Origin of the sequence: Saccharothrix xinjiangensis (genome assembly GCF_039527585.1) — a bacterium.
GTDB lineage: Bacteria > Actinomycetota > Actinomycetes > Mycobacteriales > Pseudonocardiaceae > Actinosynnema > Actinosynnema xinjiangensis.
In genome coordinates this window covers 131,095-157,257 of record NZ_BAAAKE010000002.1, presented here as the reverse complement: position 1 = coordinate 157,257, position 26,163 = coordinate 131,095, and the positions used below count along the sequence as shown (strand labels likewise).

The following is a 26,163-nucleotide window of genomic DNA, read 5'->3' as shown; positions in this document are numbered from 1 at the left end:
CGTCGCCCCTTGTTTCGCCAGAGTCGTCCCAGACGACGACTTCGAGAGGCGTGAGATGTCCAAGCGGGTAGTGGTGGCCGGGGTTGCCGGTGTCGTGGTGGTCGCGCTCGTGGTGGGGCTGTACCTGTTCCAGCCGTGGCGGCTGTGGACGGACCGGACCGCCGACGAAGCGCTGCTCGTGCCCGCCGGCCCCACGACCACCGGCCCCACGACCACCGGCATGACCACCGGCATGACCGCCGGCACGACCACCGGCACGACGCGGCCGCAGCCGGAGGGCCCGGTCGTGGTGGCCTCCGGGCCGTTCCGGTCGCTCGAACACGCCACCACCGGCAGCGCCTCCCTGGTCCGGCTGCCCGGCGGCGGGCACGCGGTGCAGTTCGAGTCGCTGGACACCAGCGACGGGCCCGACCTGTACGTCTACCTGTCGGCGCGGCCCGCCGAGGCGGAGGAGGCGGCGTTCGGCTCCGGTTTCACGAACCTGGGCAAGTTGAAGGCGAACAGGGGCAACCAGGTGTACGAGGTGCCCGCCGGCACGGACCTGTCGGGGGTCCGCAGCGTCGTGATCTGGTGCCAGAGGTTCTCCGCCGGCTTCGGCGTAGCACCGCTGGCACGAGCTTGACACGCAGCGGAAACACGAGGCGGTGGTCTGGGCCACCTATAGCCTTTTCGCCGTATTGACGTATCTGGTCTAGACCACTTAAAGTGATAGGTGCCACAACGTCCCTCGTGGGTGGGCGGGCGGATGCCCCATCGACGAGGAGCCGGCTCACTGGGGTGGGCCACCCGTTGGCGGCGGCGCGGCAAGCCTCTCTCTCCCCACGCCGCGCCGCCGCTCTCGGCACTTCGGGCACACTGACGGGCGATGCTCACCAGGACCATCGCCATCCACTACGTCCACGCCGCCCTGCGCGGAGCCCTGCGCCGCGGTCACGGCGCGGCCGGGTTCCTGGGCCCGGCGGGCATCGGCGAGGGCCTGCTGGCCGACGAGCGCGCCCGCGTCACCCCCGCCCAGTACACGAGGCTCGTCCAGACGCTGTGGGAGGTGCTGGACGACGAGTTCATGGGCCTCGGCCCGCAGCCGAGCAAGCGCGGCACGTTCCCCACGATGTGCCTGCTCGCGGTGCACTGCGCCTCGCTGGAGGAGGCGCTCCGGCGCGGCCTGGGGTTCTACGCGCTGTTCGACGTGCGGCCCGCGATGGCGCTGGGCGAGCGGGACGGCGCGGCCACGTTCACCCTGGACGCCGCGGGCGTGGACGACCCGGACCGGTTCCTGGTCGAGTCGCTGCTGGTGCTGTGGCACCGGTTCTCGTCGTGGCTGATCGGGCGGCGCATCCCGCTGCGCGGCGTCGACCTCGCCTACCCCGAGCCGCCGCACGCCGCCGAGTACCACCTGATCTTCGGCGCGCCCCTGCGGTTCGGCGCGCCGACGACCACGCTGCGCTTCGACACCCGGTTCCTGCGGATGCCGGTGGTCCAGGACGAGGCGGCGCTGAAGCGGTTCCTGCGCGGCTCGCCGGCCGAGCTGCTGTCGCGGCGCGACTACGGCGCGGACACCTCCAGCCTGGTGCGCCGCGTGCTCGGCGGCGGCGCGGCCGGCCTGGACGAGGTGGCCGCGGGCCTGGGGGTGAGCGCGCCCACGCTGCGGCGCAGGCTCGCCGCCGAGGGCACGTCGTTCCGCGAGGTGCGCGAGCAGCTGCTGCGCGACCAGGCGGTGGCGAGCCTGGTGCGCGGCGGCGAGTCGGTCGAGGAGCTGGCGCTGCGGCTCGGGTTCTCCGAGGCGAGCGCGTTCCACCGGGCGTTCAAGCGGTGGACGGGCAGCAGCCCCGGCGCCTACCGCACCGGGGCCGCGCCGCAGACCGGCGGGAACCGCTGATCAGAACGCCTCGCCGCGCGCCGCGCGCTCGCGCAGCGACGTCGGCGGCCGGAACCGCTCGCCGTAGGTGTCGGCCAGGTAGTCCGCCCGCTCCACGAACTCGCGCAACCCGTACGAGTTGACGAACTGCACCGTGCCGCCGCTCCACGGCGCGAAGCCGAAGCCGAGGACGCTGCCGACGTTCGCGTCGCCCACCGAGGTCAGCACGCCCTCGTCCAGGCACCGGATCGCCTCCAGCGACTGGATGAACAGCAGCCGGTCCTCGACGTCCCGCTCGGTCACGCCCGCCTCGGCCCTGGCGTAGCGCCGGAGCCCCGGCCACAGGGACTTCTTCCCGCCCTCGGGGTACTCGTAGAACCCGGCCCCGCCGGACTTGCCGGTGCGCCCCTCGGCCACCAGCTCCTCCAGCACCGCGAACGCCGGGTGGTCGCCCAGCGCGCCCGCGTTCGCCGGGTCGTCGGCCAGCGCCTGGTCCCGGATCTTGAGCGGCAGGGTCAGCGTCACCTCGTCGGACACCGCCAGCGGGCCCACGGCCATGCCGGCGCGCCTGGCGACGTTCTCGACCAGCGCCGGCGACACGCCCTCGGCCACCATCGACACGGCCTCGGTGACGTAGGTGCCGAAGGTCCGCGAGGTGTAGAAGCCGCGGCTGTCGTTGACCACGATGGGGGTCTTGCCGATCCGGAGCACGTAGTCGAACGCGCGGGCCAGCGTCTCGTCCGAGGTCTTCTCGCCGCGGATGATCTCCACCAGCCGCATCTTCGGCACCGGCGAGAAGAAGTGCAGGCCGATGAACCGCGTCGGGTCCTGCACGGCCGACGCCAGGCCGGTGATCGGCAGCGTGGAGGTGTTGGAGGCGATCACCGCGTCCGGCAGGGCCGCCGCCTCGGCCGCGGGCAGCACCCGGTTCTTCAGCTCGCGGTCCTCGAAGACCGCCTCGATCACCAGGTCGCAGCCCGCCAGGTCGGCGTCGGAGTCGGTGGGCGTGATGCCGGGCGTGTCGCCCGCGCCCTTCCGGGCCGCTTCCAGCGCCACGTCCTTGAGCACGACCTCGATGCCCGCCTTGGCGCTGACCTCGGCGATGCCCGCGCCCATCATGCCCGCGCCGAGCACGCCGACCCTGGTCACCTCCGTCCGCGCCACGCCGTCGGGGCGCGACCCGCCCGCGGTGATCGCGTTGAGCTGGAACCAGAACGTGGTGATCATGTTCTTGGCGACCTGGCCGGTGACCAGCTCGACGAAGTACCGGCCCTCCACCCGGAGCGCCGTGTCGAAGTCCACGAGCGCGCCCTCGACGGCCGCGGCCAGGATCTTCTCCGGCGCCGGGTACGCGCCGTGCGTCTTCTTCCGCAGCACGGCGGGCGCGGCGGCCAGCAGCCCGTACAGGTTCGGGTCGCCGACCCGCACGTCGGGCACCGAGTACCCGGGCCGGTCCCACGGCTGCACGGGCTCGGGGTTGGCCCTGATCCACGCCCGCGCCTTCTCGACCAGCTCCTCGCGCGTGGCGGCCAGCTCGTGCACCAGCCCGGCCTGGAGCGCCCGCGCCGGCCGCAGCTGCTTGCCCTCCATCAGCAGCGGCAGCGCCGGCTGCACGCCCAGCAGCCGCACCAAGCGCGTCACGCCGCCACCGCCGGGCAGCAGCCCCAGCGTCGCCTCCGGCAGGCCGAGCTTGATCCGGTCGTCGTCCAGCACCACCCGGTGGTGGCAGGCCAGCGCGATCTCGAACCCGCCGCCGAGCGCGGCGCCGTTGATCGCCGCCACGACCGGCCTGCCCAGCCGCTCCAGGCGCCGCAACTGGCCCTTGACCTCCTCCAGGAACCCGAGCGCCTCGGCGGCGCCGTCCGGCGTGACCCGGACCAGCAGGTTCAGGTCGCCACCCGCGAAGAAGGTCTTCTTCGCCGAGGTCAGCACGACACCGGTGACGTCGTCGCGCTCGGCCTCCAGCCGCGCGACCGCCTCGCCCATCGCCCGGTGGTACTCGGCGTTCATCACGTTCGCCGAGCCCGACATGTCCATGGTGAGCGTGACGATCCCCTCGTCGTCCCGCTCGAAGTGGATGGTCATCTACACCCTCTCGATGATCGTCGCGATGCCCATGCCGCCGCCCACGCACAGCGTGGCCAGGCCCCGGCGCAGGTCCCGGCGCTCCAGCTCGTCGAGCAGGGTGCCGAGGATCATGCAGCCGGTCGCGCCGAGCGGGTGGCCCAGCGCGATCGCGCCGCCGTTGACGTTGACCTTCTCGTCGGGCAGGTCCAGCTCGCGCCGGAACCTCAGCACCACCGACGAGAACGCCTCGTTGATCTCGAACAGGTCGATGTCCTCGACGGTCAGCCGCGCCTTCTCCAGCGCCTTGCGGGCGGCGGGCGCGGGACCGGTGAGCATGATCGTGGGCTCGGTGCCGACGACCGCCGTGGCGATGATCCGCGCGCGGGGCGTCAGCCCCAGCTCCCGGCCGCTCCGGGCGCTGCCGATCAGCATCGCCGCCGCGCCGTCCACGATCTGCGACGAGTTGCCCGGCGTGTGGACGTGGTCGATGCGCTCGACGGCGGGGTAGCGGTCGATGGCCACCGCGTCGAAGCCCAGGTCGCCGTGGAAGGCGAAGGACGGCTTGAGCTTGGCCAGGCCCTCCATCGTGGTCTCCGGCCGGATCGCCTCGTCGTGGTCGAGGACCACCGCGCCGTTCCGGTCGACCACCGGGACCAGGGACTTCTCGAACCACCCCTTGTCCCGCGCCAGGGTCGCCCGCTGGTGCGAGCGCAGCGCGTAGGCGTCCACGTCCTCCCGGGTGAAACCCTCCAGCGTGGCGATCAGGTCCGCGCTCACGCCCTGCGGCACGAAGTTGGTCGCCATGTTCGTCTCGGGGTCGGCCATCCACGCGCCGCCGTCGGAGCCCATCGGCACCCGCGACATCGACTCGACGCCGCCCGCGACCACCAGGTCCTCGAACCCGGACGCCACCTTCGCCGCCGCCAGGTTCACCGACTCCAGGCCCGACGCGCAGAACCGGTTGAGCTGCACCCCCGCCGGCCGCAGGTCCCAACCCGCCGCGAGCACGGCCGTGCGCGCGATGTCCGCGCCCTGCTCGCCGACCGGCGACACCACGCCGAGCACCACGTCGTCCACCGCCGAGGTGTCCAGGTCGTTGCGCCGCGCCAGCGCCGCGAGCACCCCGGAGGCCAGGGTGATCGGCTTGACGGAGTGCAGCGAACCGCGCTTTCCCCTGCCCCGCGGTGTGCGCACCGCGTCGAAGATCAAGGCTTCGCTCATGCACCCCACGGTAGGGACCGCGGCGGCCCACGCCCATGACCGCGACAGGTGACTTATTAGCTCACCCCGTGCCCCGGAGGTGTGCTCCCTCACCCGGTCCGGTGCACCGGCTTGACAATTGCGCTCACGATCGACCGCCCGAGTGGCACGTCCCGGTCATGGCGGCCCCGCCCGGCCGGTGGCACCGTCGACACCATGCCAACTCGCCGTTCGCCGTGGATGACAGAGGACCTGGACCAGCTGCGCGAGCTGGCCCGCGCGTTCTTCGCCAAGGAGGCCGTCCCCCACCAGGAGCGCTGGGCCGCGCAGAAGCAGGTCGACCGGGAGTTCTGGACCAAGGCGGGCGGGCTGGGCCTGCTGTGCCTGTCGATCCCGGAGGAGTACGGCGGCGGTGGCGGCACCTTCGCGCACGAGGCGGTGCTGCTGGAGGAGCAGGCGCGGGCCGGCGACAGCTCGTGGGGCAACAGCGTGCACAGCGGGATCGTCGCCCACTACGTCCTCGCCTACGGCACCGAGGAGCAGAAGCGCCGCTGGCTGCCCCGGCTCGCGTCCGGCGAGCTCGTGGGCGCGATCGCCATGTCCGAGCCCGGCGGCGGGTCCGACCTCCAGAACATCAAGACGCGGGCGCTGCGGCGCGGCGACGAGTACGTGCTCACCGGCTCCAAGACCTTCATCACCAACGGCGTGCAGGCCGACCTGGTCGTCGTGGTCGCCAAGACCGACCCCGCGCAGGGCGCCACGGGCATCTCGCTGCTGGTCGTGGAGACCGCGGACGCGCCCGGTTTCCGCCGGGGCCGCGTGCTCGACAAGGTCGGCATGAAGGGGCAGGACACCGCCGAGCTGTTCTTCGACGACGTCCGCGTGCCCGCCGCGAACCTGCTGGGCACCGGCGAGGGCCAGGGGTTCATCCAGCTCATGCAGCAGCTGCCCCAGGAGCGGCTGATCATCGCCGTGGCGTCCATCGCGGGCATCGAGGCGGCGGTGGACCTGACCCTGTCCTACGTCAAGGAGCGGACGGCGTTCGGGCGGGAGCTGATCAAGTTCCAGAACACCCGGTTCACGCTGGCCGAGTGCGCCACCGAGGCGCGCGTGACCAGGGCGTTCGTCGACGAGTGCGTCACCGAGCACCTGGTCGGGCGGCTGGACGTGCCCACGGCGGCGATGGCCAAGTGGTGGGCGACCGAGCGCCTGTGCCACGTGGTCGACGAGTGCGTCCAGCTCTTCGGCGGCTACGGCTACATGACCGAGTACCCCATCGCGCGCGCGTGGGCGGACGCGCGCGTGCAGAAGATCTACGGCGGCACGAACGAGATCATGAAGGAAATCATCGCGAGGTCCCTCTAGATGGCCGGGCCGCTGGAGGGGCTGGAGGTCGTCGAGCTGGCCGGGCTGGCGCCCGCCCCGTTCGGCTGCATGGTGCTCGCGGACCTGGGCGCGTCCGTGACCAGGGTCGACCGCGTCGGCGGCGGCGCGGAGGTGCCGGTCGGCGTGCTCGGCCGCGGCCGCCGGTCGATCGGCGTGGACATCCGCCGCCCGGAGGGCGTCGACCTGGTGCTCCGGCTGGTCGCGCGGTCGGACGTGCTGGTCGAGGGCTTCCGGCCCGGCGTGACGGAGCGCCTGGGCATCGGCCCCGCGCAGTGCCTGGCCCGCAACCCGCGCCTGGTCTACGGGCGGATGACCGGGTGGGGGCAGACCGGTCCGCTGGCCGACCGGGCGGGGCACGACATCAACTACATCGCGGTGGCCGGCGCGCTGGAGCCGATCGGCCGGGCCGGCGCGCCGCCGACCGTGCCGCTGAACGTCGTCGGCGACTTCGGCGGCGGCGGGCTGCTGCTGGCGCTCGGGCTGCTGGCCGCCCTGTACGAGCGGGACCGGTCCGGGCGGGGCCAGGTCGTGGACGCGGCGATGGTCGACGGCGCGGCGCTGCTGACCACGTTCCTGCACGGCATGTCGGCGGCGGGTGCGTGGCCGGGCGGCCGCGGCGAGAACCTGCTGGACGGCGGCGCGCCGTTCTACGACGTGTACGAGGCGGCGGACGGCAAGTACGTCAGCGTCGGCGCGCTGGAGGAGAAGTTCTACGCCGAGCTGCTGACCGTGCTCGGGTTGGCGGGGGAGGACGTGCCGAGCAGGCACGACCCCGCGAACTGGCCCGAGCTGAGGTCCCGGATCGCGGCGGCGGTGGCCACGCGGACGCGGGACGAGTGGGCGGCGCTGGCGGGTGGCGCGGACGCGTGCCTGGCGCCGGTGCTGGCCCCCGGCGAGGCCCCGGGGCACGCGCACAACGCGGAGCGCGGGGCGTTCGTGGAGGTGGGCGGCACGACCCAGCCGGCGCCCGCGCCGCGGTTCGACCGGACCCCGGCGGCCGTGCCCGCCCCGCCGCCCGCGGTGGGCGAGCACACGGCGGAGGTGCTGGCGGAGCTGGGGCTGGCGGCGGACGAGGTGGCGGAGCTGCGGCGCGCCGGCGTGGTCGGCTGAGCGCCGGTCGACTCCTCGGGCCGGGCGTTCGACTCGCGGGACTCGACCGTTCGACTGGTCGCGACCCACCTTCGGCGCCCGCCGTTCGACGCTGCGGGACCGCTCATTCGACCGGTCGGCCCGGGAGTTCACCCTCCGGGGTGTTCCGCTCGATCACCGGGTCTCCCGGTCGGTCTCCGGCGCGTTCCGGTCGATCCGGCTGTTCCGGTTCATCCGGTGATCGTGAATGGGCGCGAAAAATCACCTGAAGAGGTGGTGAAAAATATCGGCGGCCGACATCGGGCTTTGTCACGCTAGGTGCGCGACCCGCCGCAAACAGGTGAGGAGCAGTACGGACGTGATGGTGTCGCTCAACTCCGGTGTTCGTGCCATGGGGGGTGGGCGAGTGCCCGTATCTAGGTGATCGGCGGGACCGCAGGTGCCCTTGATAGTCCGTTCGGGTGACACCGGGCGGGGTCGATGTGCGTCTGCGTGGTTGTCCACGCCACCGCCTGGGGGATCACAGGGGGTTTGGCGTTCGTCATCCGGGTGAATGAGGGAGCATGTCGGGTGACGCGGCGGGCACGCGCCCGCCTGCCCCTGCCCCGTGATGCGGACGGAGACCGATCAGTGAACGTCAAGAAGGTGGTGACGCTGGCGGCGGTCGCGCTGGTGCTGTTCCTCCTGATCACCCAGCCGAACGAGTCGGCCGAAGCGGTGCGCACGGCGCTCGGGTGGCTTGAGCAGGGCGCTCAGTCGATCATCACCTTCGTCCGCAGCCTCTTCGCGTAGCGGCCCGCCGAACTCCGCTCAGTGCGGTCACCAGCAGTGACATCGGGCTTCCATCGTTGGACCGTACGGGTGGAATGAGGGCTATAACGCGCTGGTAACAGGGTTTTTGACAAACCGGGGTCTAGCGGTTGTCGGTACCCGCTAATACGGTGCGCTGCATTGGCTGATCTTCGACCGATGAGGAGGCAGAATGGTCGAGGACTCCGGAGTCGACGAGCTGCTGCGGCAGTGGGCGGCTGAGCGCTCGGACGACGCGGAGCTGCAAGAGGTGAACCGGATCAAGGACGCGTGGCTCGCGGAAGCCCCGCCGTCCCCCGGCATCCCCGTGCAGCGGGCGAGTGGTGGTCCCCGTGGCCTGGTGCGGGTCGAGTCCGCTGACCCCGCCTACGTGGCGGCGATGCGGAAGCGGGCGCCCGAGGTGCCCGAGGCCCTGCTCGCGGCCGCCGCCAGCTACTGGCAGCTGGTGGGCGACCTGTCCGAGGCGGAGCAGTGGTGGGACGCGGGCATCAGCCCGCTGGACCAGCGCGCTCTGGACTACCGGGCGGCCGGGCTCACGCCCGCCGACCTCGGTCGTCGGCTCGGACCGATGACGGTGCTCCAGCACCTGCGTCGAGGCAGTGCGGCGGCCTGGTGCGTGGCCAGGTTGCAGAGGCAACGCCGGGACGGCGTGGCCTAGTCCGGAACGAGAGGGGCGGGCTCCTGTGGTCGGGAGCCCAAGCCCGAGGGGTGGGCTCCTGCGGGAGGAGCCCTCGCCCAACACGGGTCCCGAGCGCACCGCCGTGACCGGCACGCCGCCGTGACCGGCAGGGATGCCGCGACCGACAGAGGCGCACGGAAGAGGCGCACGGACCCGCACCGAGCCGAACCGGGTGAACCGGGTGAACTCGGCAAACCCGACCGTTCGACCTGCTCGGCACGCGAAGTACCCTGGAGTTCGTGCCGGGCCTCATCACCCCCAAGCGGACCGCCATCGCGCTGGTCTGCCTGCTCTCCCTCATCGTGTGCTGCGGCCTCGCCTACTGGCAGTGGGCGCGGTTCTCCGAGGCGGGCGGCACGTTCCAGAACCTCGGTTACGTCTTCCAGTGGCCCCTGTTCGGCCTCTTCCCCGCCTTCATGGTGTGGCGCATCCGCAAGCTGGACGCCCAGCGCAAGGCGGAGGCCGCCAACCCGGCCGAGGAGCCGGTGGGCGACCCGGCCGGCCGGGTCGTTACGGTTGAGCCCGTCAGGAGAGCGCACGACGACGAGGACGACGAGCTGGCGGCCTACAACCGCATGCTCGCCGAGTTGCACGCGCGGGACCAGCGGTGAAGCGAAGGTAGGGCGATGAACGGCGCGTTGACCAGGTTCCGGTTCATGGCTTACGTGGTCGGTGTCGGCCTGCTGCTGCTCGTGGCCGCCATGTTCGCCAAGTACGTGGGCGACAGCGAGACCATGATGCGGATCGTCGGCCCGGTGCACGGCTTCCTCTACGCGATCTACCTGGTGCTGACCGTCGACCTGGCGCTCAAGGCCCGCTGGTCGATCAAGGCCACGGCCCTGGTGCTGCTCGCCGGCACGATCCCGTTCGTGTCGTTCTACGCCGAGCGCAGGGTCGTGGAGAGCCTCCGGACCGGCAAGGCCCTGTGACCAGGGTTGACCGGGCCGCCGGGCCCGCCTAGCGTCTGGCGGTACCAACTGAACACGGCCGTCGACGTCGCGCGGGAGAGTCCCCAGGTGAGCTGGGGCGCCGAAGGAGCAACCCCTCCCCGGAATCTCTCAGGCACAGCTACCGCCGATGAAGGCAACTCTGGAAAGCAGGCGCCCGGTGCGCCTCGCCCACGGTGCAAGCCGCTCACCAGCGGCGAAGCTCTCAGGCTCATGACAGAGGGGGAGGCTCACTCAGACGAGGAGTCTCCGATGGACCGTGTCATCTCCCACACGTGCCCGCCGACCCGACCGGTCGGCGCTACCGGCATGTCCGCACCCCCGGAGGACCGCGCCTGATGGAAAGCCGCCGCACGCCCCTGCACGCCGAGCACGAGGCGCTGGGCGCCATGTTCACCGACTTCGCGGGCTGGCGGATGCCGCTGCGCTACGACAGCGAGCTGGCCGAGCACCGCGCGGTGCGGACGTCGGCGGGCCTGTTCGACCTGACCCACATGGGTGAGATCGTGCTCACCGGGCCGGAGGCGGGCGCCGCGCTGGACCGCGCCCTGGTCGGGCACGCCTCCGCGATCGGCGTCGGCCGCGCCCGCTACACCATGATCTGCGAGGCCGACGGCGGCGTGGTCGACGACCTGATCGTCTACCGGCTGGGTGACCAGGAGTACCTGGTCGTGGCGAACGCCTCCAACGCGGCCGTGGTGCACGAGGCGCTGGTGGCGCGGGCCGAGGGCTTCGACACCACCGTCGAGGACCGCTCGACCGACTACGCGCTGCTCGCCGTCCAGGGCCCGAGCTCCACGGCGATCCTCGAAGGCCTCACGCCCACCGACCTGTCGACGGTCAAGTACTACGCCTCCTACCCGACCGAGGTGGCGGGCAAGCCCGTGCTGCTGGCCCGCACCGGCTACACCGGCGAGGACGGCTTCGAGCTGTTCACCGCACCGGCCGACGCGCCCCACGTGTGGCGGGCGCTGCTGGAGGCCGGCGCGCCGCACGACCTGAAGCCCGCCGGCCTCGGCTGCCGCGACACGCTGCGCCTGGAGGCGGGCATGCCGCTGTACGGCAACGAGCTGGGCCGCGAGCGCACGCCGTTCCACGCGAACCTGGGCCGGGTGGTCAAGCTCGACAAGCCGGGCGACTTCGTCGGCCGCGACGCGCTGGCCGCCGTCGCCGAGCGGGGCGTGGACACCACCCTGGTCGGCCTGAAGACCACCTCGCGCCGCGCGCCGCGGCACGGGTACCCGGTGCTGGACGCGGCGGGCGACCCGATCGGCGAGGTCACCAGCGGCGCCCTGTCGCCGACGCTGGGCTACTCGGTGGCCATGGCCTACGTGGCCGTCGACCACACCCGGCCGGGCACGTCGCTGTTCGTCGACGTCCGGGGCAAGCACGAGCCGGTGGAAGTCGTCGCCCTGCCGTTCTACAAGCGAACCAGCTGACCCCAGGAGAGAGATCCACATGTCCGAGCACTTCAACACCTCCCTCGCGGAGTTCGACCCGGAGGTCGCGAACGCGGTCGCCGCCGAGCTGCACCGGCAGCAGAGCACGCTGGAGATGATCGCCTCCGAGAACTTCACGCCGGTGTCGGTGCTCCAGGCGCAGGGCTCGGTGCTGACCAACAAGTACGCCGAGGGCTACCCGGGCCGCCGCTACTACGGCGGCTGCGAGAACGTCGACGTGATCGAGCGGCTGGCCATCGAGCGGGTCAAGGCGCTGTTCGGCGCGGGCTTCGCCAACGTGCAGCCGCACTCGGGCGCGCAGGCCAACGCGTGCGCCATGTTCGCCCTGCTCCAGCCCGGCGACACGATCCTGGGCCTGGACCTGGCGCACGGCGGCCACCTGACGCACGGCATGAGGATCAACTTCTCCGGCAAGCTCTACAACGTGGTGCCCTACCACGTGTCGGACACCGACGGCCGGGTCGACATGGCCGAGGTCGAGCGGCTCGCCCAGGAGCACCGGCCCAAGCTCATCGTGGCCGGCTGGTCGGCCTACCCGCGCCAGCTGGACTTCGCCGAGTTCCGCCGCATCGCCGACTCGGTCGAGGCCTACCTGATGGTGGACATGGCGCACTTCGCCGGCCTGGTGGCGGCGGACCTGCACCCCAGCCCGGTGCCGCACGCGCACGTGGTGACCACCACCACGCACAAGACGCTGGGCGGCCCGCGCGGCGGGGTCATCCTGACCAACGAGCCGGACCTGGCCAAGAAGATCAACTCGGCGGTGTTCCCCGGCCAGCAGGGCGGCCCGCTGGAACACGTGATCGCGGGCAAGGCGGTGGCCTTCAAGCACGCCGCGTCCCCGGAGTTCGCCGACCGCCAGCGCCGCACGGTCGAGGGCGCCAAGATCCTCGCCGACCGCCTGTCACAGCCCGACGCGACCGCCGCAGGCGTGAAGGTCCTCACCGGCGGCACCGACGTCCACCTCGTGCTGGTCGACCTGGTGGCGTCCGAACTGGACGGCAAGCAGGCCGAGGACCGCCTGCACGAGGTCGGCATCACGGTCAACCGCAACGCGGTGCCGAACGACCCCCGCCCCCCGATGGTCACCTCCGGCCTGCGCATCGGCACCCCGGCCCTGGCCACGCGAGGCTTCGGCGCAGCGGACTTCACCGAGGTGGCCGACATCATCGCAGCCGCCCTCCAGCCGTCACCGGACCTGGCGGAACTGCGCGCGCGGGTCGACGTGCTGGCAGCCAAGCACCCGCTGTACCCGACCCTGTGAAGCACGGCACGAAGTAGCCCGCCCTTCGGTCGTCCCGCACCACCCGCCTGCGGGACAACCGAAGGGCACACCCCTGAACGTAGAACTCACCGGTCCCGAACGTTCGACACGGTGGACCTGAACGTCCGACTCGCGCGTCCTGAACGTACGACTCGCGATGTCCCACCGGACGACTCGCGATGCCTGACTGGACGACACGCGATGTCCGACTGGAGGACACGCGGACTCTCGGGTTGACGCGCAGCGTCAGAGCGGTGCCGCGCTCGTCCTCTCCCGTATGGCCTGGGCGCAGCCCTACCGCGCTTGTCAAGGGGTCCGCACGCCCTTCGCGGACCCCTTGACAAGGGTGGTTGCCTCCGGCAGGCCATACGGGAGAGGACGAGCGTCCCGCCCCTCCCCCGGAGGCCTGCCCAGCGGCGAGCGACCGCCCGTGAACCCCGCCAACCCCGGCCAACCCCGGCCAACCACGCCAACCCCGCCCCACCACGACCGCCGCGCAACGCCCTGATCCCCCGGCCAACCCCAGCCGGGGGATCAGGGCGCTCCACGGTGGACTTCACGCGGCCGGCGCGGTCACCCCGGGCGGCAGGCACTCGACGTTCCGCTTCCCGTTGGGCTGCACCACGAACCACGTGCCACCGACGCCCTGCCCCTTCCACTGACCCGGGGCCTCGTCCTTGGCGTAGGTGTAGAGCGGCCAACCGTCCAGGGTGACCTGCTCGGAACCGTCGGCGCGCTTGACCGTCGACACCAGCGCCGGGTCGACGCCCCGCAACGCGGGTTCGCCGCCGTTGGACAGCAGCGGCGGCCAGGTGACCGCGCACTGACCCTCGCAGTTGGACTTCGCCGGCTTGGCCGTGTCCTTGTCGAACCGGTACAGCGTGCGCCCGTCGCCGTCCTGCACGACGTCACCCATGCGGGGGACGCTCTTGCCGACCAGGGTGATCTGCGGACCGGCGGGCGCAGCCTGCGCCTCCGGCGCGGAGGCCTCCTCACCCGCGCCCTCCCCGGCAGCATCCCCAGCCGCGTCCCCGGCCGAATCACCGGCCGCATCCCCCTCGCCCGGGGCGGCTTCCTCGCTGGTCGCGGGCGCCAGCGGCGCCTCGTACTCCTGCGCCCCGGCGTCCACCTGCTCGGTCTGGGCCACGGTGGTGCCCCGCAGCACGGTGGTGTTGGACGTCCACACGACCAGCGCGAGCACGGCCACCAGGCCGGCCGCGACGGCGATGGCGACGCGGTTTCGTTGGATCACACTCAACTCCTCCTCGGTCCGTCGATCGCTCCACCGACGATTACGGCCCTGTCACGGCAACGGTTCAGCTCCCGGCGAAGTCAGGGGTGGGCCTCTTCCATTGACGCAACTTCCTGGTTGCCATACTTTCTAGCAACCGAACGGTTGCAACTTGGAGGACGTCGTGGGCTTTCCCGATCGCATCGAACGCACCCTCGAACTCGCCCACCCGCCGCGCGCGGTGTGGGACGCGCTGACCACCGCCGAGGGCCTGGGCTCCTGGTTCGGCAACGAGGCGACGGTGGACCTGAGCGTGGGCGGGGTGATCCGGCTGTCGTGGGAGGGCGGCCACGCGGTCGACCTGCGCGTGGAGCGGGTCGAGGAACCGTCGGTGTTCGGGTTCACCTGGCCGGTCGACGGGCTCCCGGAGGACGAACGGCACCGCACCTACGTCGAGTTCACCCTCGAACCCGTCGACGGCGGCACGCGGCTGGTCGCGGTCGAGACCGGCTTCGCCCGGCTGCCGGAGGACGCCGGCCGCAAGGCCCACGACGCCCACGTCCAGGGCTGGAAGAACGAGTTGGCCGACCTGGCGGCCCACCTTGACGCGGCCTGACGACGAGGCGATCGCCGAACAGGTCTTCACCGCACTGGCCGACCCGAGCCGGCGGGCGGTCCTGGCCGCGCTGGCCGAGGTCGGCCCCTCCACCGCCACGGACCTGGCCGCCCGCCTGCCGATCACGCGGCAGGCCATCGCCAAGCACCTGGCCCTGCTGACCGAGGCCGGCCTCGTGACGGCCGAGCCGGGGGAGCGGCGCCGGGTGCGCTACCGGCTGCGCTCCGCGCCGATGCGGGTCGCCCAGCGGTTCCTCGCCGCACTGGCCCGCGACTGGGACGGCCCACTCGGCGCGCTGAAGGACCACCTGGACCGGAACGCCTGAACCGGAACGGAACCCCTCCAACCCAACCCCTCGACCGCAACCCTTGAACCCGAAAGCGAGCACACGGTGAAGACACCACCGATCGTCCCCCAGACCGAGTGGGAAGCGGCGCGCCTGGCCCTCCTGGTGAAGGAGAAGGAACTCACCCGCGCCCGCGACGCGCTGGCCGCCGAGCGCCGGCGCATGCCGTGGCTGGCGGTGGAGGCGGACTACTCGTTCGACACGGCGGAGGGCCCCAGGTCCCTGCTCGACCTGTTCGAGGGCCGCCGCCAGCTGATCGTCTACCGCGCGTTCTTCGAACCGGGCGTGTTCGGCTGGCCCGACCACGCCTGCCGCGGCTGCTCCATCGTGGCCGACCAGGTGGCCCACGTCGCCCACCTCAACGCCCGGAACACCACCCTCGTCTTCGCCTCGCGCGCCCCGCAGGCCGACATCGCGCGGGTGAAGGAGCGCATGGGCTGGACGATGCCCTGGCACACGATCACCGACGGCTTCGACGTCGACTTCGGCGTGGACGAGTGGCACGGCACCAACGCGTTCATCCGCGAAGGCGACCGCGTGTTCCGCACCTACTTCGTCAACCACCGCGGCGACGAGCAGATGGGCGGCACCTGGAACTACCTCGACCTGACCGCCCTCGGGCGGCAGGAGGAGTGGGAGGACTCGCCCGAGGGGTACCCACAGGAACCGCCTTACCAGTGGTGGAACTGGCACGACGGGTACGACGCCGAGCAGGCCCCGGAGTGGCTGGCGAAGGTCGCCGAGTCCGGGAGCACCCGACCCGCGCCCCCGCCGACCGAGCAGGCGTGCGGTTGTAGCGCCTGAGCGCTCAACGACCCGCCCAACAGCCCACCCCACCCACCCTGCCCACCCTGCCCACCCACAGCCCGTCAACACCCCCGCGGCGGCCGGCGCGTTCGGCGGTCGGTCGCCGCGAGGTCGAGGCCATAAGGTGTGCGAGTGGGCAACGAGATCTCCTTCCCGCGCCAACAAGCGCGCACCCAGCGGTTCACCCTCGGCGCACCGCGGACCTTCACCGTCGCACCCGACGGCGCCAAGGTGTACTTCCTGCGCACCGCCGCGGCCACCAGCCGGGCGAACGGGCTGTGGGCGTTCGACACCGCCTCGCGGACCGAGTCGCTGCTGGTCGACCCGGGCGTCCTGCTGACCGACCCCGAGGACCTGTCCCCGGAGGAGCGGGCGCGCCGCGAGCGCAGCCGCGAGCAGGCCGCCGGCATCGTCGGCTACTCGACCGACGCGGACGTGCGCCGGGCCGCGTTCACCCTGTCCGGCAGGCTGTTCGTGGTGGAGCTGGCCACCGGCGAGGTCCGCGAGCTGCCGGTCACCGGGTCCGTCATCGACCCGCGGCTGGACCCGACCGGCCACAAGCTGGGCTACGTCGCCGAAGGCGCGCTGCACGTGGTCGACCTGGACGCCGTCGGCGACCCGGGCGCCGACGAGAACTCGGGCGCCGGCGAGGACCGGATCCTCGCGGAACCCGACGGCCCCGACGTCACGTGGGGCCTGGCCGAGTTCATCGCGGCCGAGGAGATGGGCCGCCACCGGGGCTACTGGTTCTCCCCGGACGGCGGGCGCGTGCTGGCCACGCGCGTGGACAACTCGCCGGTGTCGCGCTGGCACATCGCCGACCCGGCCAACCCCGCCACCCCGGCGGCCGAGATCGCCTACCCCGCGGCGGGCACGCCCAACGCCGTGGTCGAGGTGGCGGTCCTCGGCGACGGCCGGGTCGACGTCGCGTGGGACCGCGAGGCGTTCCCCTACCTCAACGCCGCGTCGTGGACCTCGGCCGGCCGGCCGCTGCTCCAGGTCCAGTCCCGCGACCAGCGCCGCGTCCAGGTGCTCGCGGTGGACGTCGAGACCGGCGCCACCGAGGTGGTCGCGGACGACACCGACCCGCACTGGCTGGAGGTCGTGCCCGGCGCGCCGCGCTGGACCCCCGGCGGCGAGCTGGTGCGCGTGCTGCCGGTGGACGGCGCCAACCGGCTCGTGGTCGGCGACCGGGCGTGGACCCCGGACGGCCTCCAGGTGCGCGCGGTGCTGGACGTGGCCGAGGACGGCGTGCTGCTCACGGCCTCCGCGGACGACCCGACGCAGGTCCACGTGCACCTGGCCACCGCGGACGGCGTCACCCGGCTGTCCACTGAGGACGGTGTGCACAGCGCCGTCCGCGGCGGCGGGGTGCTGGTGCTCGTGTCGACGGGGATGGACCACTTCGGCGCGAAGGTCACCGTGTCCGCCACCACCGCCGGCTCCGCCACCGCCACCGCCGCGCCGGCCGAGATCGGCACGTTCGCCGAGACGCCCGTGCTGACCCCCGACGTCCGGCTGCTGACCGTGGGCGAGCGGGACCTGCGCGCCGCCCTGCTGTTCCCGCGCGACCACGTGCCGGGCACGAAGCTGCCGGTCCTGCTCGACCCGTACGGCGGCCCGCACGCCCAGCGGGTCCTCGCCGCCCGCAACATCTACCTCGCCTCGCAGTGGCTGGCGGACCAGGGCTTCGCCGTGCTCGTCGTGGACGGCCGCGGCACGCCGGGGCGCGGGCCCGCGTGGGAGCGCGACATCGCGTTCGACTTCGCGGGCGCCACGCTGGAGGACCAGGTGGACGCGCTGCGCGCGGCGGCCGAGGTCGAACCGGACCTCGACGTGAACCGGGTGGGCATCCGCGGCTGGTCCTACGGCGGCTACCTGGCGGCGCTGGCCGTGCTGCGCCGCCCGGACGTGTTCCACGCGGGCATCGCGGGCGCGCCGGTCACCGACTGGCGGCTCTACGACACCCACTACACCGAGCGCTACCTCGGCCACCCGGACGACGAGCCCGAGGTGTACGACGCGAACTCGCTCATCGCCGACGCGCCGAAGCTGGAGCGCCCGCTGATGATCGTGCACGGTCTGGCCGACGACAACGTGGTGGCCGCGCACACGCTGCGGCTGTCCAGCGCGCTGCTCGCCGCCGGCCGCCCGCACACCGTGCTGCCGCTGTCGGGCGTCACCCACATGACGCCGCAGGAGCAGGTCGCCGAGAACCTGCTGCTGCTCCAGGTCGACTTCCTCAGGAAAGCCCTGGCCTGACACGAACCGGGAACCCCGCCCGACACGAACCGGGGGCCGTCCCGCACAGCAGGACGGCCCCCGGCCCCTCACGGCGTCACGCCCGCGAGTGCCGCACCAGGTAGGGCGGGATCGAGTTGCCGCGCAACGCCAACTCGTCGATCGTCCCCGGCCGGTACCCGGACCCCGGCAGCCGCTCGACCATCAGCGCGGTCGGGTCGGCCACCTCGTCGGCCCGGCCGAACAGGTAGGCCCACTCGTGCTCGTCCGAGCCGTAGTACGCCACCGTGCCGAACACGTCGCCGAACCGCTGCCACATGCGGACCAGCGTGGTGTTGCGCCACATCGTCTGGCAGCCCGCCTGCGACACCACGACGCCGCCCGGCGTGAGCAGCGCCTTGCACATGCGCAGGAACTCCTCGCCGTACAGGCGGTTGTGCTGCGCCTCCTCCTCGCGCTCGTCCGGCAGGTCGACCAGGACGATGTCGTAGCGCTCGGAGGTGGTGCGGATGTGCTCGTACCCGTCGATGTAGCGCACGCGGACCGGGCCCTCGCCCTTCTCCGCCAGCGCCAGCTCGTCGAGCGTGTAGCCGTAGGGCAGGTGCTCGGCGCACAGCTTCACGGCCTGCTCGTCGATGTCGATGTGGTCGACCACCGACGCGCCCGCCGCCACGGCCATCTGGCACACCACGCCCTCGCTCGACCCGATGACCAGCACCCGGTCGACGCGGTCCGCGAGCAGCAGCGCGGGGACCATCAGCGCCTCGTGGTAGGTCAGCTGGCTGAACTCGGTGCTCTGCCGGTCGTCGTCGCAGAACAGCGACAACCCCTGGGAGGTGCGGGCGATCACCAGGTGCTGGAACGCCGTGCGCGTGTCGACCACGACCTCGTCGACGTCCCAGTGCCTGGTCAGGCCGGTCGCGAGCGGTTCGCGGATCAAGGCTTCTCCTCACCGACGAGCGCGGGCACGCGGTTGCTGCCCCGCTCGATCATGTCCGTCCGCGTGGACGCGGCACCCAGCGCTTCGGCCAGGAGCTGCACCGCGAGCGCGGGCTTGGCGCGCGTGCCGCACGTGAACACGTCCACGAACACCTTCCCGACCTCGGGATAGGTGTGGATGGACGCGTGCGACTCCGACAACAGGGCCAGCACGGTGACCCCTTGCGGCTCGAACTGCTTGGAGACCACCTCCAACACCGTGGCATCAGCCTGGGTGAGCGCTTCGCCGAGCGCGTGCCGCAGGAACCGCTCGTCGTCCAGCAGTTCCGGGCTCACGCCTTCCAGCTCGGCCAGCACGTGCTGTCCTGCGAACAAGCCAACCGGCTCGGGCCCGCACGGGAGTTCGGACATCAATCACTCCAAACATCTTCAGGAGGGGGTTGCGAGGACAACCGGGGGCGCGCTCATCGCACGCAGTAGGTGGCCAATGGCGGGAAGCCGTTGAAGGCCACGGACGAGTAGCTGGCCGTGTAGGCCCCGGCGCCGAGCAGGTCGACGTGGTCGCCGGCCCGCAGGTCCAGCGGCAACTCGTAGCGGGTGTGCTGGTAGAGGACGTCGTCCGCGTCGCACGTCGGCCCGGCCAGCACGACCGGCCCGGAGGGCTCCGCGGGCAGCGGCGCGCCGTCGCGCCCGCACACCAGCGGGTAGGCGATCGCCTCGCCCTCGGTCTCGGCCAGCCCGCCGTAGCGGCCGACGTCCAGGAAGACCCAGCGCCGTTCGTCCGAGTAGGACTTGTGCGACACCAGCACGACCTCGGAGCGCAGGAGCCCGGACTCGGCCACGACCGCGCGGCCGGGTTCGATCATGACCTCGGGGGAGAAGTCCCCGAAGTGGCGCGCGATCGAGGCGGTGATGGCGCTCGCGTAGTCGGCCAGCGGCGGCGGCTGCTCCAGGTACCCGGCCGGCAGGCCGCCACCGAGGTTCACCGTGGTCAGCGGCAGCCCCTCGGCGCGCAGCTTCAGCACGACCTCGGCGGCGTCGGCGATCGCGCCGTCCCACCCGCCCGGGTCGAGCTGCTGCGAACCGGCGTGGAACGCGACGCCGAGCGGAACCAGTCCCAGTTCCTGACTCAACCGCAGGAGATCTGCCGCCATCTCGGGCGCGCAGCCGAACTTCTTCCCGAACGGGTACGTGGAACCCTTGCTGTTGACCAGGATCCGCAGCAGCACCGACGCGCCGGGCGCGTGCGCGGCGATCGCGCGCACGTCCTGTTCGCTGTCGGACACGAAGAGTCGCACTCCGCGCCCGTGGGCGTAGGCGATGTCCCGCGCCTTCTTGATGGGGTTGCTGTAGGAGATCGAGGCCGGCGCGGCGCCGCGCGCCAGGCACAGGTCGATCTCCGCGGGCGAGGCCACGTCGAAGCTCGACCCCTCGCCCGCCAGCAGCTCCACCACCTCGGGCGCCGGGTTCGCCTTCACCGCGTAGAAGATCCCGACCCGCGGCAGCGCGGCGCGGAGGGCGGTGAACCGCTCGCGCACGGTGGGCAGGTCGATGACCAGGCAGGGCGTGTCCGGTCGATCTCGGTCCAGGAAACGACGAATACGAGCTGTTGCCTCGTGCAGCCGGTGATCGGCAAAGCTCTTCGTCATCTCGCTAGGGGTCCCCCTCCGCAGCCGTGGACTGGCACGGCCTGACCGTCTGCTGGCACGGCGGTCCACGGTACGCGGTGGAGGCGAAAAACGCGCTATCAGCCGGCGAAGTTGTGACGCAGCTCCACGACCGCGATCTCCGGCGGCGCGCCGACGCGGACCGGCGGACCCCAGAAACCGGCGCCGTTCGAGGTGTAGACCCGGGTGCCGTCGACCGTCTCCAGACCGCTGCGCACCGGCTGCTGGAGCCCCACCAGGAGGTGGAACGGGAACATCTGGCCGCCGTGCGTGTGCCCGGACAGCTGGAGGTCCACACCGTGCTTGGCGGCCTCGCGCACCTGCACCGGCTGGTGCGCCAGCAGCACCACGGGCCGGCTCGTGTCGCGCCCGTCCAGCGCCCGCGCGTAGTCCGGCGCGTCGCCGAACGACTCGCCGTTGACGTCGTTGACGCCCGCGAGGTCGAACGCCGCGCCCGCGCGCTCGATCGCCAGCCGCTCGTTGCGCAGCGGGTTGACCCCGAGCCGCTCCAGCTCGGTCAGCCACGGCTCCGCGCCCGAGTAGTACTCGTGGTTGCCGGTGACGAAGAAGCTGCCGTGCGTGCTCGTCAGGTCGCGCAGCGGAGCCGCCGCCTCGCCCAGCCGCTCGACCGTGCCGTCGACGAGGTCGCCGACGATCGCCACCAGGTCCGCCTGCTGCTCGTTGATCATGCGCACGAGCCGCTCGGTGTGCTCGCGGCCGAGCAGCGGCCCCAGGTGGAGGTCGCTGACCACGGCGATCCGGTAGCCCGACAGCCGGGGGTCGAGCTTGTCCAGCGCGATCGGCACCCGGTTGACCCGCGGGTCGCCCAGGGCCTGCGTCGCGCCGTAGCCGACCACGCCCGCGGCCGCGACCCCGCCGGCCGCGGCGAGCGACCGGGCGATGAACAGCCGCCGGCCCACGTCGACGCCGGGCGCCTCGGGCACCGGCGCGGACACCGCCTCGGGATCGCCCTCGGCGACCTCCGCGCCCACCGCGACCGGCACCTTCTCCTGCTCGCGCGCCTTCCGCACCAGCAGCCGCCTCGGCACCTCCAGCACGGCCAGCAGCAGGACCAGGTAGTACGCCACGGCGAGCCACAGGTAGCCGGGCCAGGCGATCAGCGCGTCGAACGACGTGCCCAGGCGGGTGATCGACAACGCGGCCATCATCAGCACGTAGAGCAGCACGACCGCCACCGTGCCGACCTGGCGGGCACGTCCCGGCGCGGTCGTGTCCCGCACCACGCGCTTCCAGATGTAGTAGTGGGCCGCGCCCAGCACGACGGCCAGCAACAAGACGAACAAGCCGGTCCTCCCCAGGGGTGATGCGTCCAGTTTCCACGAATTCCGAACCTGGTGTGCAACCCCCTGGCGACCTGTGAGCGTGTTTACCCCGTACCGCAGTGGGGAGGGACACATGAGTGACCGGGACACCGCGTTCGCGGAGTACTTCGCGGCGCGGTCCGAGGCCATGCGCGGCACGGCGTACCTGCTGTGCGGCGACTGGCACCGTGCCGAGGACCTGGTGCAGGCCACGTTCACCAAGCTCTACCTGGCCTGGCGGCGGATCGACCGGCACGAGGCACTCGACGCCTACACCCGCCGGACGCTGGTCCGGACGTTCGTCTCGGAGCTGCGCCGGGGGTGGTTCCGCAAGGAGCGGGTCGGCGAGCCGGTCGTCGAGCCGGCCGCGGTCGCGCCGGGCTCGGCGGAGGACCGGCTGGTGCTGCTCGCGGCGCTGGCGCGGGTGCCGCCGAGGCAGCGCGCCGTCCTCGTCCTGCGGTACTGGGAGGACCTGTCGGTGGAGGACACCGCCAGGGCGTTGGGCTGTTCCGAAGGAACGGTGAAGAGCCAGGCCGCGCGGGGGCTGCAGACGCTGCGCGGCCTGATCACCCCCCATCAGGGAGAAAAGGTGCGATGAACGAGCACGAGCTGAGGAGCGCGATGCGCGACGCGGTGGTGGCGAGCAGCCCGCCGCCGCCGATGGACGCCGGGGCTGCACTCGACCGGGGCAGGCGGGCCCGCCGCCGCCGCAAGGCCACGTGGGGCGCGAGCCTCGCCGTGGTGGGCATCGCGGTGGGCGCGGTGCTGGCGCCGAACCTGGTCGGCGGCGCGGGGCGGGGCGAGGCGCCGGTGGCCTCGGGTTCCTCCGAGGACACCCGGCCGCCCTCGGTCACCCCCGCCGCGCCGCCGTCGCAGCCGGTCGGCGTCACCAGGGGCGCGCCGCCGCCGGCGGCGAGCACCCGGCCGTCGTGGCCGGACGGGCAGACCGACCGGACCGCGACCAGGGGACCCCGCGCGGACCGGGCCCGCGGGCTGCTCGACGACCTGAGGGCCGCGCTGCCCGCCGGGTTGGCGGGAGAGGACCGCGAGCGGATCGGCCACCCCGACCACGGCCCCATGACCCGTCACCAGGGCCAGTACGCGGACACCGTCGACGGCGTCGAGGTGTGGGAGTACACCGCGACCACGCCGGTCGTGCGGCCCGGTGAGCCGGCGGTGGCCGAGCTGTGGATCCAGGTCGAGACCAGGGGCAACAACCGGGTCGGCGGCGAGGCGTGCGAGGCGGCCACCCGGCACCCGCACCCCCTGTCCGGTGGCGGCTGCGAGGTCGTCGAGGTCGACGGCAAGCGGGTCGGCGTGGTGACCGGGGCCGTCGCGGACCCCGTGCGCAACACCTACGACGCCGGCGCCTTCTACCGGCACCCCGACGGCACGCTGGTGATGATCGGCGTGTCCAAGGCCTTCGGGGAGTCCGGGCACCCGGGCATGGCGTCGGTGCCGCTGGACGGGCGGCAGCTGGCCGCGCTGGCGGTCGACCCCAGGTTCCACCTGGGCTAGCGGTTCCCCCGGGGAGGCCGGTGTGTCCGGCCTCTCCGGGGCCACCCTTTCGGGTGTTCTTGCAGGTACCGTGCTGTTCGCCATGCGGACCCTGCTCATCGACAACCACGACTCGTTCACGTTCAACCTCTTCCACGACCTGGCCGAGGTGAACGGGCGGGAGCCGGTCGTCATCGCCAACGACGACCCGGGGTTCCGGCTGTCCTGGCTGTCGTCCTTCGACAACGTCGTGATCTCGCCCGGACCCGGCCGGCCGCAGGAGCCCGGCGACTTCGGGCTGTGCCGGGCGGTCGTCGAGCACGCCGCCGTGCCGCTGCTCGGGGTGTGCCTCGGGCACCAGGGGCTGTGCCTGGCGCACGGGGCTTCAGTCGAACGGGTGACACCCCGGCACGGGGTGGTGGACGAGGTCCGGCACACCGGCGTGGACCTGTTCGCCGGCCTGCCGTCGCCGCTGGCGGTCGTGCGGTACCACTCGCTGGCGGTGTCCGACCTGCCGCCGTCGCTGGAGGCGATCGCCTGGGCGCCCTCGGACGGGGTGCTGATGGGGGTGCGGCACCGGTCGCGGCCCGCCTGGGGCGTGCAGTTCCACCCGGAGTCGGTGTGCACCGCGCACGGTCGCGCGCTCCTGGCGAACTTCCGCGACCTGACCGAGGCGGCGACCCCGGAGGCGGCGGTCGCGCCCGCGCGCCTGCCTGCCGAGGGCGTGCGCCTGCCCGCCGCGCCGGTGCACCTGCCCGCCGGGGCCGTGCACCCCTCTGCCGTGCACCCCTCTGCCGTGCACCCCTCTGCCGTGCACCCCTCTGCCGTGCACCCCTCTGCCGGGCCGTCTCAGGCCCCCGCGCCCCCGCCTGCCGGGCCGTCCCAGGCCTCCGCCCGCCCGCCTGTCAGGCCCTCTCAAGCCCCCGCGCCCGCGCCGACCCGCGAGGTGCTGGTGCGGCGCGTCGACGCCCACCCGCCGCCCGAGGACGTGTTCGCGGCCCTCTACGGCGCGTCCACCGACGCCTTCTGGTTGGACAGCGGCCTGGAGGGGGAGCGGGGGCGGTTCTCCGTGATGGGCGACGCCGGCGGCCCCCTCGCCCGGGTGGCGACCTACGACGTGGGGACCGGCCGCGTGACCGTCGGCGGCGAGGCGCACCCCGGCCCGTTCCTCGACTGGCTGGAGGCCGACCTGGCGGCGTGGCGGGTGGCCCCGCCGGACGTGCCGTTCGACTTCGCGCTCGGCTGGGTGGGCTACCTCGGCTACGAGCTGAAGGCGGAATGCGGCGGCGACGCGGCCCACCGTTCGGAGCAGCCCGACGCGGCATTCGTCTTCGCCGACCGGGCGCTCGTTTTCGACCACCATTCCCGCCGCACCTACCTGCTGGCGCTGTCCGACGACGACGGCTGGCTCGACCGAACGGCGCAATTCCTCCACGGATTCACACCGGGTCCGACCGAGCCGCCGTCACCCGCCCGCTCGGGAACGGTCGTGGCGCGGCACGGCCGTTCCGAGTACCTGAAGCTGGTGGCGGCCTGCCAGGACGCCGTGGCGGCCGGCGAGAGCTACGAGGTGTGCCTCACCAACACCGTGACGTGGAACGGCGAGGTCGACCCCTGGGGGGCTTACCGGTTCCTGCGCGCGACGAGCCCGGCGCCGTTCGGCGCGCTGCTCCGTTTCGGTGCGCTCTCCGTGCTCAGCACTTCACCCGAGCGGTTCATCCGGGTCGACCGATGGGGTGTCGTGGAATCGGAGCCAATCAAGGGGACGCGACCCCGCGGCGCCACCGCGGCGGAGGACGGGGCTTTGCGGGAGTCCTTGGCGACCAGCCCGAAGGACCGCGCGGAGAACCTGATGATCGTGGACCTGGTCCGCAATGATCTGGGGCATAACGCGGAAGTCGGCAGCGTCGAGGTGCCCAGGATCTTCGAGGTGGAGAGCTACGCGACGGTGCACCAGCTCGTCAGCACCGTTCGGGCGAGGCTCCGTTCCGGGAGTTCCGCGGTGGCCGCCGTTAGGGCGGCGTTCCCGGGCGGGTCGATGACGGGGGCTCCCAAGATCCGGACAATGCAGATCATCGACGGGCTGGAAGCCGGGCCCCGCGGTGTGTACTCGGGGGCGCTGGGTTACTTCTCACTCTCCGGAACGGCCGACTTCAGCATCGTCATCAGGACGCTGGTGGTGGACCGCGACAAGGCGAGTTTCGGGGTCGGCGGGGCGGTCATCGCGCTGTCCGACCCGGTGGCCGAATTCGAGGAGACGGCCGTCAAGGCAACCGCCCTGCTCAGGCTGCTGGGAGCCGCTTTCCCGGGACGTGGTTGAACCACGTGACCAGCGGTTTCCCCTGCGGCGACCTGGGGCCTCCGCAGGGGAAAACCGGCTCGCCGGTCAGGAGGCGTGCGCTTCCTGGAACTGGACGACCAGGCCCTGGGGAATGCGACCCCGGTCGGAGATCTGGTGCCCCTGGGCGCGCGCCCAGTCCCGAATCGCCTGCGCCTGGGCCTTGTCACCAGCCTTTACCGTGCTCTTGCCGGTACCCTTGCGCTGCTTGCGGCCGCCGGCGCGGCGCGCCTTGGCGACGAAGTCGGCCAGGGAGTCGCGAAGCTTGTCCGCATTCTCCTTGGAGAGGTCGATGGAGTACTCCACACCGTCCAGCGCGAAGGTCACGGTCTCGGCGGCTTCGCTGCCGTCGAGGTCGTCGATGAGTTGGACGACGGTCTGCTGTGCCACTGTTCCTCCGTG

Annotated in this window: 25 protein-coding genes and 2 riboswitches; of the genes, 17 read left to right on the top strand and 8 right to left on the bottom strand. The window is 72.5% G+C overall.

What is annotated here, in order from left to right:
• Nucleotides 1–55: 55 nt before the first annotated feature.
• Together ABD223_RS06040 and ABD223_RS06035 are read left to right on the top strand one after the other, a co-directional pair.
• Nucleotides 56–622 (top strand): DM13 domain-containing protein, encoded by a 567-nt coding sequence (locus tag ABD223_RS06040; RefSeq protein ID WP_344034891.1) that lies wholly within the window; start codon nt 56–58, stop codon nt 620–622.
• 243 nt (nt 623–865) lie between these two features.
• Nucleotides 866–1,876, top strand: coding sequence for an AraC family transcriptional regulator (locus ABD223_RS06035; RefSeq protein ID WP_344034890.1), 1,011 nt, complete (start codon nt 866–868; stop codon nt 1,874–1,876).
• Here the strand turns inward: ABD223_RS06035 and ABD223_RS06030 are convergent, their stop codons facing one another.
• Nucleotides 1,877–3,940, bottom strand: coding sequence for a 3-hydroxyacyl-CoA dehydrogenase NAD-binding domain-containing protein (locus ABD223_RS06030; RefSeq protein ID WP_344034889.1), 2,064 nt, complete (start codon nt 3,938–3,940; stop codon nt 1,877–1,879).
• Nucleotides 3,941–5,143 (bottom strand): acetyl-CoA C-acetyltransferase, encoded by a 1,203-nt coding sequence (locus tag ABD223_RS06025; protein WP_344034888.1) that lies wholly within the window; start codon nt 5,141–5,143, stop codon nt 3,941–3,943.
• A 195-nt stretch (nt 5,144–5,338) separates the two neighbouring features.
• Between ABD223_RS06025 and ABD223_RS06020 the strand changes: the two genes are divergently transcribed.
• The 8 genes from ABD223_RS06020 to glyA all read left to right on the top strand — a co-directional run bounded on the left by ABD223_RS06020 (nt 5,339) and on the right by glyA (nt 12,757).
• A complete protein-coding gene (locus ABD223_RS06020) occupies nt 5,339–6,487 on the top strand; it encodes an acyl-CoA dehydrogenase family protein (protein ID WP_344034887.1) in 1,149 nt (382 codons plus the stop codon).
• Nucleotides 6,488–7,618 carry a CaiB/BaiF CoA transferase family protein gene (locus ABD223_RS06015; RefSeq protein ID WP_344034886.1) on the top strand — a complete coding sequence of 377 codons (1,131 nt, stop codon included), beginning with the start codon at nt 6,488–6,490 and terminating at the stop codon, nt 7,616–7,618.
• A 609-nt stretch (nt 7,619–8,227) separates the two neighbouring features.
• The gene (locus tag ABD223_RS06010) at nt 8,228–8,389 is read left to right on the top strand and encodes a hypothetical protein (protein ID WP_344034884.1); all 162 of its coding nucleotides are present in this window, start codon (nt 8,228–8,230) and stop codon (nt 8,387–8,389) included.
• A gap of 190 nt (nt 8,390–8,579) precedes the next feature.
• A complete protein-coding gene (locus ABD223_RS06005) occupies nt 8,580–9,065 on the top strand; it encodes a helix-turn-helix transcriptional regulator (RefSeq protein WP_344034883.1) in 486 nt (161 codons plus the stop codon).
• A gap of 260 nt (nt 9,066–9,325) precedes the next feature.
• Nucleotides 9,326–9,697 carry a hypothetical protein gene (locus tag ABD223_RS06000; RefSeq protein ID WP_344034882.1) on the top strand — a complete coding sequence of 124 codons (372 nt, stop codon included), beginning with the start codon at nt 9,326–9,328 and terminating at the stop codon, nt 9,695–9,697.
• Between the two features lie 15 nt (nt 9,698–9,712).
• Nucleotides 9,713–10,015 (top strand): DUF3817 domain-containing protein, encoded by a 303-nt coding sequence (locus ABD223_RS05995; RefSeq protein WP_344034881.1) that lies wholly within the window; start codon nt 9,713–9,715, stop codon nt 10,013–10,015.
• Nucleotides 10,016–10,077: 62 nt separating this feature from the next.
• Nucleotides 10,078–10,169, top strand: a riboswitch (glycine riboswitch).
• Between the two features lies 1 nt (nt 10,170).
• Nucleotides 10,171–10,260, top strand: a riboswitch (glycine riboswitch).
• Between the two features lie 111 nt (nt 10,261–10,371).
• A complete protein-coding gene (gene gcvT / locus ABD223_RS05990; protein WP_380645644.1) occupies nt 10,372–11,472 on the top strand; it encodes a glycine cleavage system aminomethyltransferase GcvT in 1,101 nt (366 codons plus the stop codon).
• A 19-nt stretch (nt 11,473–11,491) separates the two neighbouring features.
• Nucleotides 11,492–12,757 (top strand): serine hydroxymethyltransferase, encoded by a 1,266-nt coding sequence (gene glyA / locus ABD223_RS05985; protein ID WP_344034880.1) that lies wholly within the window; start codon nt 11,492–11,494, stop codon nt 12,755–12,757.
• 556 nt (nt 12,758–13,313) lie between these two features.
• Here glyA and ABD223_RS05980 read toward each other — a convergent pair.
• Nucleotides 13,314–14,009, bottom strand: a complete 696-nt coding sequence (locus ABD223_RS05980) for a COG4315 family predicted lipoprotein (protein WP_344034879.1) — start codon at nt 14,007–14,009, stop codon at nt 13,314–13,316.
• A 163-nt stretch (nt 14,010–14,172) separates the two neighbouring features.
• Here ABD223_RS05980 and ABD223_RS05975 point away from each other — a divergent pair, with 163 nt between their 5' ends.
• The 4 genes from ABD223_RS05975 to ABD223_RS05960 all read left to right on the top strand — a co-directional run bounded on the left by ABD223_RS05975 (nt 14,173) and on the right by ABD223_RS05960 (nt 18,019).
• Entirely contained in the window at nt 14,173–14,604 is a 432-nt protein-coding gene (locus tag ABD223_RS05975) for an SRPBCC domain-containing protein (RefSeq protein ID WP_344034878.1), read from the top strand.
• Nucleotides 14,591–14,929, top strand: coding sequence for an ArsR/SmtB family transcription factor (locus tag ABD223_RS05970; protein ID WP_344034876.1), 339 nt, complete (start codon nt 14,591–14,593; stop codon nt 14,927–14,929). Before ABD223_RS05975 ends, ABD223_RS05970 begins: the two co-directional genes overlap by 14 nt.
• Before the next feature lie 66 nt (nt 14,930–14,995).
• On the top strand, nt 14,996–15,754 hold the full coding sequence (locus tag ABD223_RS05965; protein WP_344034875.1) for a DUF899 domain-containing protein: 759 nt from the start codon (nt 14,996–14,998) through the stop codon (nt 15,752–15,754).
• 135 nt (nt 15,755–15,889) lie between these two features.
• Nucleotides 15,890–18,019: a S9 family peptidase gene (locus ABD223_RS05960; protein ID WP_344034874.1), complete on the top strand. Its 2,130-nt coding sequence runs from the start codon at nt 15,890–15,892 to the stop codon at nt 18,017–18,019.
• 76 nt (nt 18,020–18,095) lie between these two features.
• Here the strand turns inward: ABD223_RS05960 and ABD223_RS05955 are convergent, their stop codons facing one another.
• The 4 genes from ABD223_RS05955 to ABD223_RS05940 all read right to left on the bottom strand — a co-directional run bounded on the left by ABD223_RS05955 (nt 18,096) and on the right by ABD223_RS05940 (nt 21,908).
• Complete coding sequence (locus ABD223_RS05955; RefSeq protein WP_344034873.1) at nt 18,096–18,938, bottom strand: spermidine synthase; 843 nt, start codon at nt 18,936–18,938, stop codon at nt 18,096–18,098.
• On the bottom strand, nt 18,935–19,348 hold the full coding sequence (speD, locus tag ABD223_RS05950; RefSeq protein ID WP_344034872.1) for an adenosylmethionine decarboxylase: 414 nt from the start codon (nt 19,346–19,348) through the stop codon (nt 18,935–18,937). The genes ABD223_RS05955 and speD overlap by 4 nt, the downstream gene beginning before the upstream one ends.
• Before the next feature lie 53 nt (nt 19,349–19,401).
• A complete protein-coding gene (locus tag ABD223_RS05945) occupies nt 19,402–20,586 on the bottom strand; it encodes a type III PLP-dependent enzyme (RefSeq protein ID WP_344034871.1) in 1,185 nt (394 codons plus the stop codon).
• Between the two features lie 98 nt (nt 20,587–20,684).
• Complete coding sequence (locus ABD223_RS05940; RefSeq protein ID WP_344034870.1) at nt 20,685–21,908, bottom strand: metallophosphoesterase; 1,224 nt, start codon at nt 21,906–21,908, stop codon at nt 20,685–20,687.
• A gap of 112 nt (nt 21,909–22,020) precedes the next feature.
• Here ABD223_RS05940 and ABD223_RS05935 point away from each other — a divergent pair, with 112 nt between their 5' ends.
• The 3 genes from ABD223_RS05935 to pabB all read left to right on the top strand — a co-directional run bounded on the left by ABD223_RS05935 (nt 22,021) and on the right by pabB (nt 25,743).
• The gene (locus ABD223_RS05935; RefSeq protein ID WP_344034869.1) at nt 22,021–22,524 is read left to right on the top strand and encodes a SigE family RNA polymerase sigma factor; all 504 of its coding nucleotides are present in this window, start codon (nt 22,021–22,023) and stop codon (nt 22,522–22,524) included.
• Entirely contained in the window at nt 22,521–23,444 is a 924-nt protein-coding gene (locus ABD223_RS05930) for a hypothetical protein (protein WP_344034868.1), read from the top strand. The genes ABD223_RS05935 and ABD223_RS05930 overlap by 4 nt, the downstream gene beginning before the upstream one ends.
• 82 nt (nt 23,445–23,526) lie before the next feature.
• Nucleotides 23,527–25,743, top strand: coding sequence for an aminodeoxychorismate synthase component I (pabB, locus tag ABD223_RS05925; protein ID WP_344034867.1), 2,217 nt, complete (start codon nt 23,527–23,529; stop codon nt 25,741–25,743).
• A 66-nt stretch (nt 25,744–25,809) separates the two neighbouring features.
• On the opposite strand, the gene ABD223_RS05920 is transcribed toward pabB, so the two are convergent.
• Nucleotides 25,810–26,151, bottom strand: coding sequence for a histone-like nucleoid-structuring protein Lsr2 (locus ABD223_RS05920; protein ID WP_033430611.1), 342 nt, complete (start codon nt 26,149–26,151; stop codon nt 25,810–25,812).
• Nucleotides 26,152–26,163: the final 12 nt, after the last annotated feature.

What these genes read in the sequence shown, in the direction of transcription:
- ABD223_RS05945 (WP_344034871.1), bottom strand. Translation starts at nt 20,586, where the DNA reads ATGACGAAGAGCTTTGCCGATCACCGGCTGCACGAGGCAACAGCTCGT.
- ABD223_RS06040 (WP_344034891.1), top strand. Translation starts at nt 56, where the DNA reads ATGTCCAAGCGGGTAGTGGTGGCCGGGGTTGCCGGTGTCGTGGTGGTC.
- glyA (WP_344034880.1), top strand. Translation starts at nt 11,492, where the DNA reads ATGTCCGAGCACTTCAACACCTCCCTCGCGGAGTTCGACCCGGAGGTC.
- ABD223_RS05930 (WP_344034868.1), top strand. Translation starts at nt 22,521, where the DNA reads ATGAACGAGCACGAGCTGAGGAGCGCGATGCGCGACGCGGTGGTGGCG.
- ABD223_RS06015 (WP_344034886.1), top strand. Translation starts at nt 6,488, where the DNA reads ATGGCCGGGCCGCTGGAGGGGCTGGAGGTCGTCGAGCTGGCCGGGCTG.
- ABD223_RS06020 (WP_344034887.1), top strand. Translation starts at nt 5,339, where the DNA reads ATGCCAACTCGCCGTTCGCCGTGGATGACAGAGGACCTGGACCAGCTG.
- speD (WP_344034872.1), bottom strand. Translation starts at nt 19,348, where the DNA reads ATGTCCGAACTCCCGTGCGGGCCCGAGCCGGTTGGCTTGTTCGCAGGA.
- ABD223_RS05995 (WP_344034881.1), top strand. Translation starts at nt 9,713, where the DNA reads ATGAACGGCGCGTTGACCAGGTTCCGGTTCATGGCTTACGTGGTCGGT.
- ABD223_RS05935 (WP_344034869.1), top strand. Translation starts at nt 22,021, where the DNA reads ATGAGTGACCGGGACACCGCGTTCGCGGAGTACTTCGCGGCGCGGTCC.
- gcvT (WP_380645644.1), top strand. Translation starts at nt 10,372, where the DNA reads ATGGAAAGCCGCCGCACGCCCCTGCACGCCGAGCACGAGGCGCTGGGC.
- ABD223_RS06005 (WP_344034883.1), top strand. Translation starts at nt 8,580, where the DNA reads ATGGTCGAGGACTCCGGAGTCGACGAGCTGCTGCGGCAGTGGGCGGCT.
- pabB (WP_344034867.1), top strand. Translation starts at nt 23,527, where the DNA reads ATGCGGACCCTGCTCATCGACAACCACGACTCGTTCACGTTCAACCTC.
- ABD223_RS06025 (WP_344034888.1), bottom strand. Translation starts at nt 5,143, where the DNA reads ATGAGCGAAGCCTTGATCTTCGACGCGGTGCGCACACCGCGGGGCAGG.
- ABD223_RS06035 (WP_344034890.1), top strand. Translation starts at nt 866, where the DNA reads ATGCTCACCAGGACCATCGCCATCCACTACGTCCACGCCGCCCTGCGC.
- ABD223_RS06030 (WP_344034889.1), bottom strand. Translation starts at nt 3,940, where the DNA reads ATGACCATCCACTTCGAGCGGGACGACGAGGGGATCGTCACGCTCACC.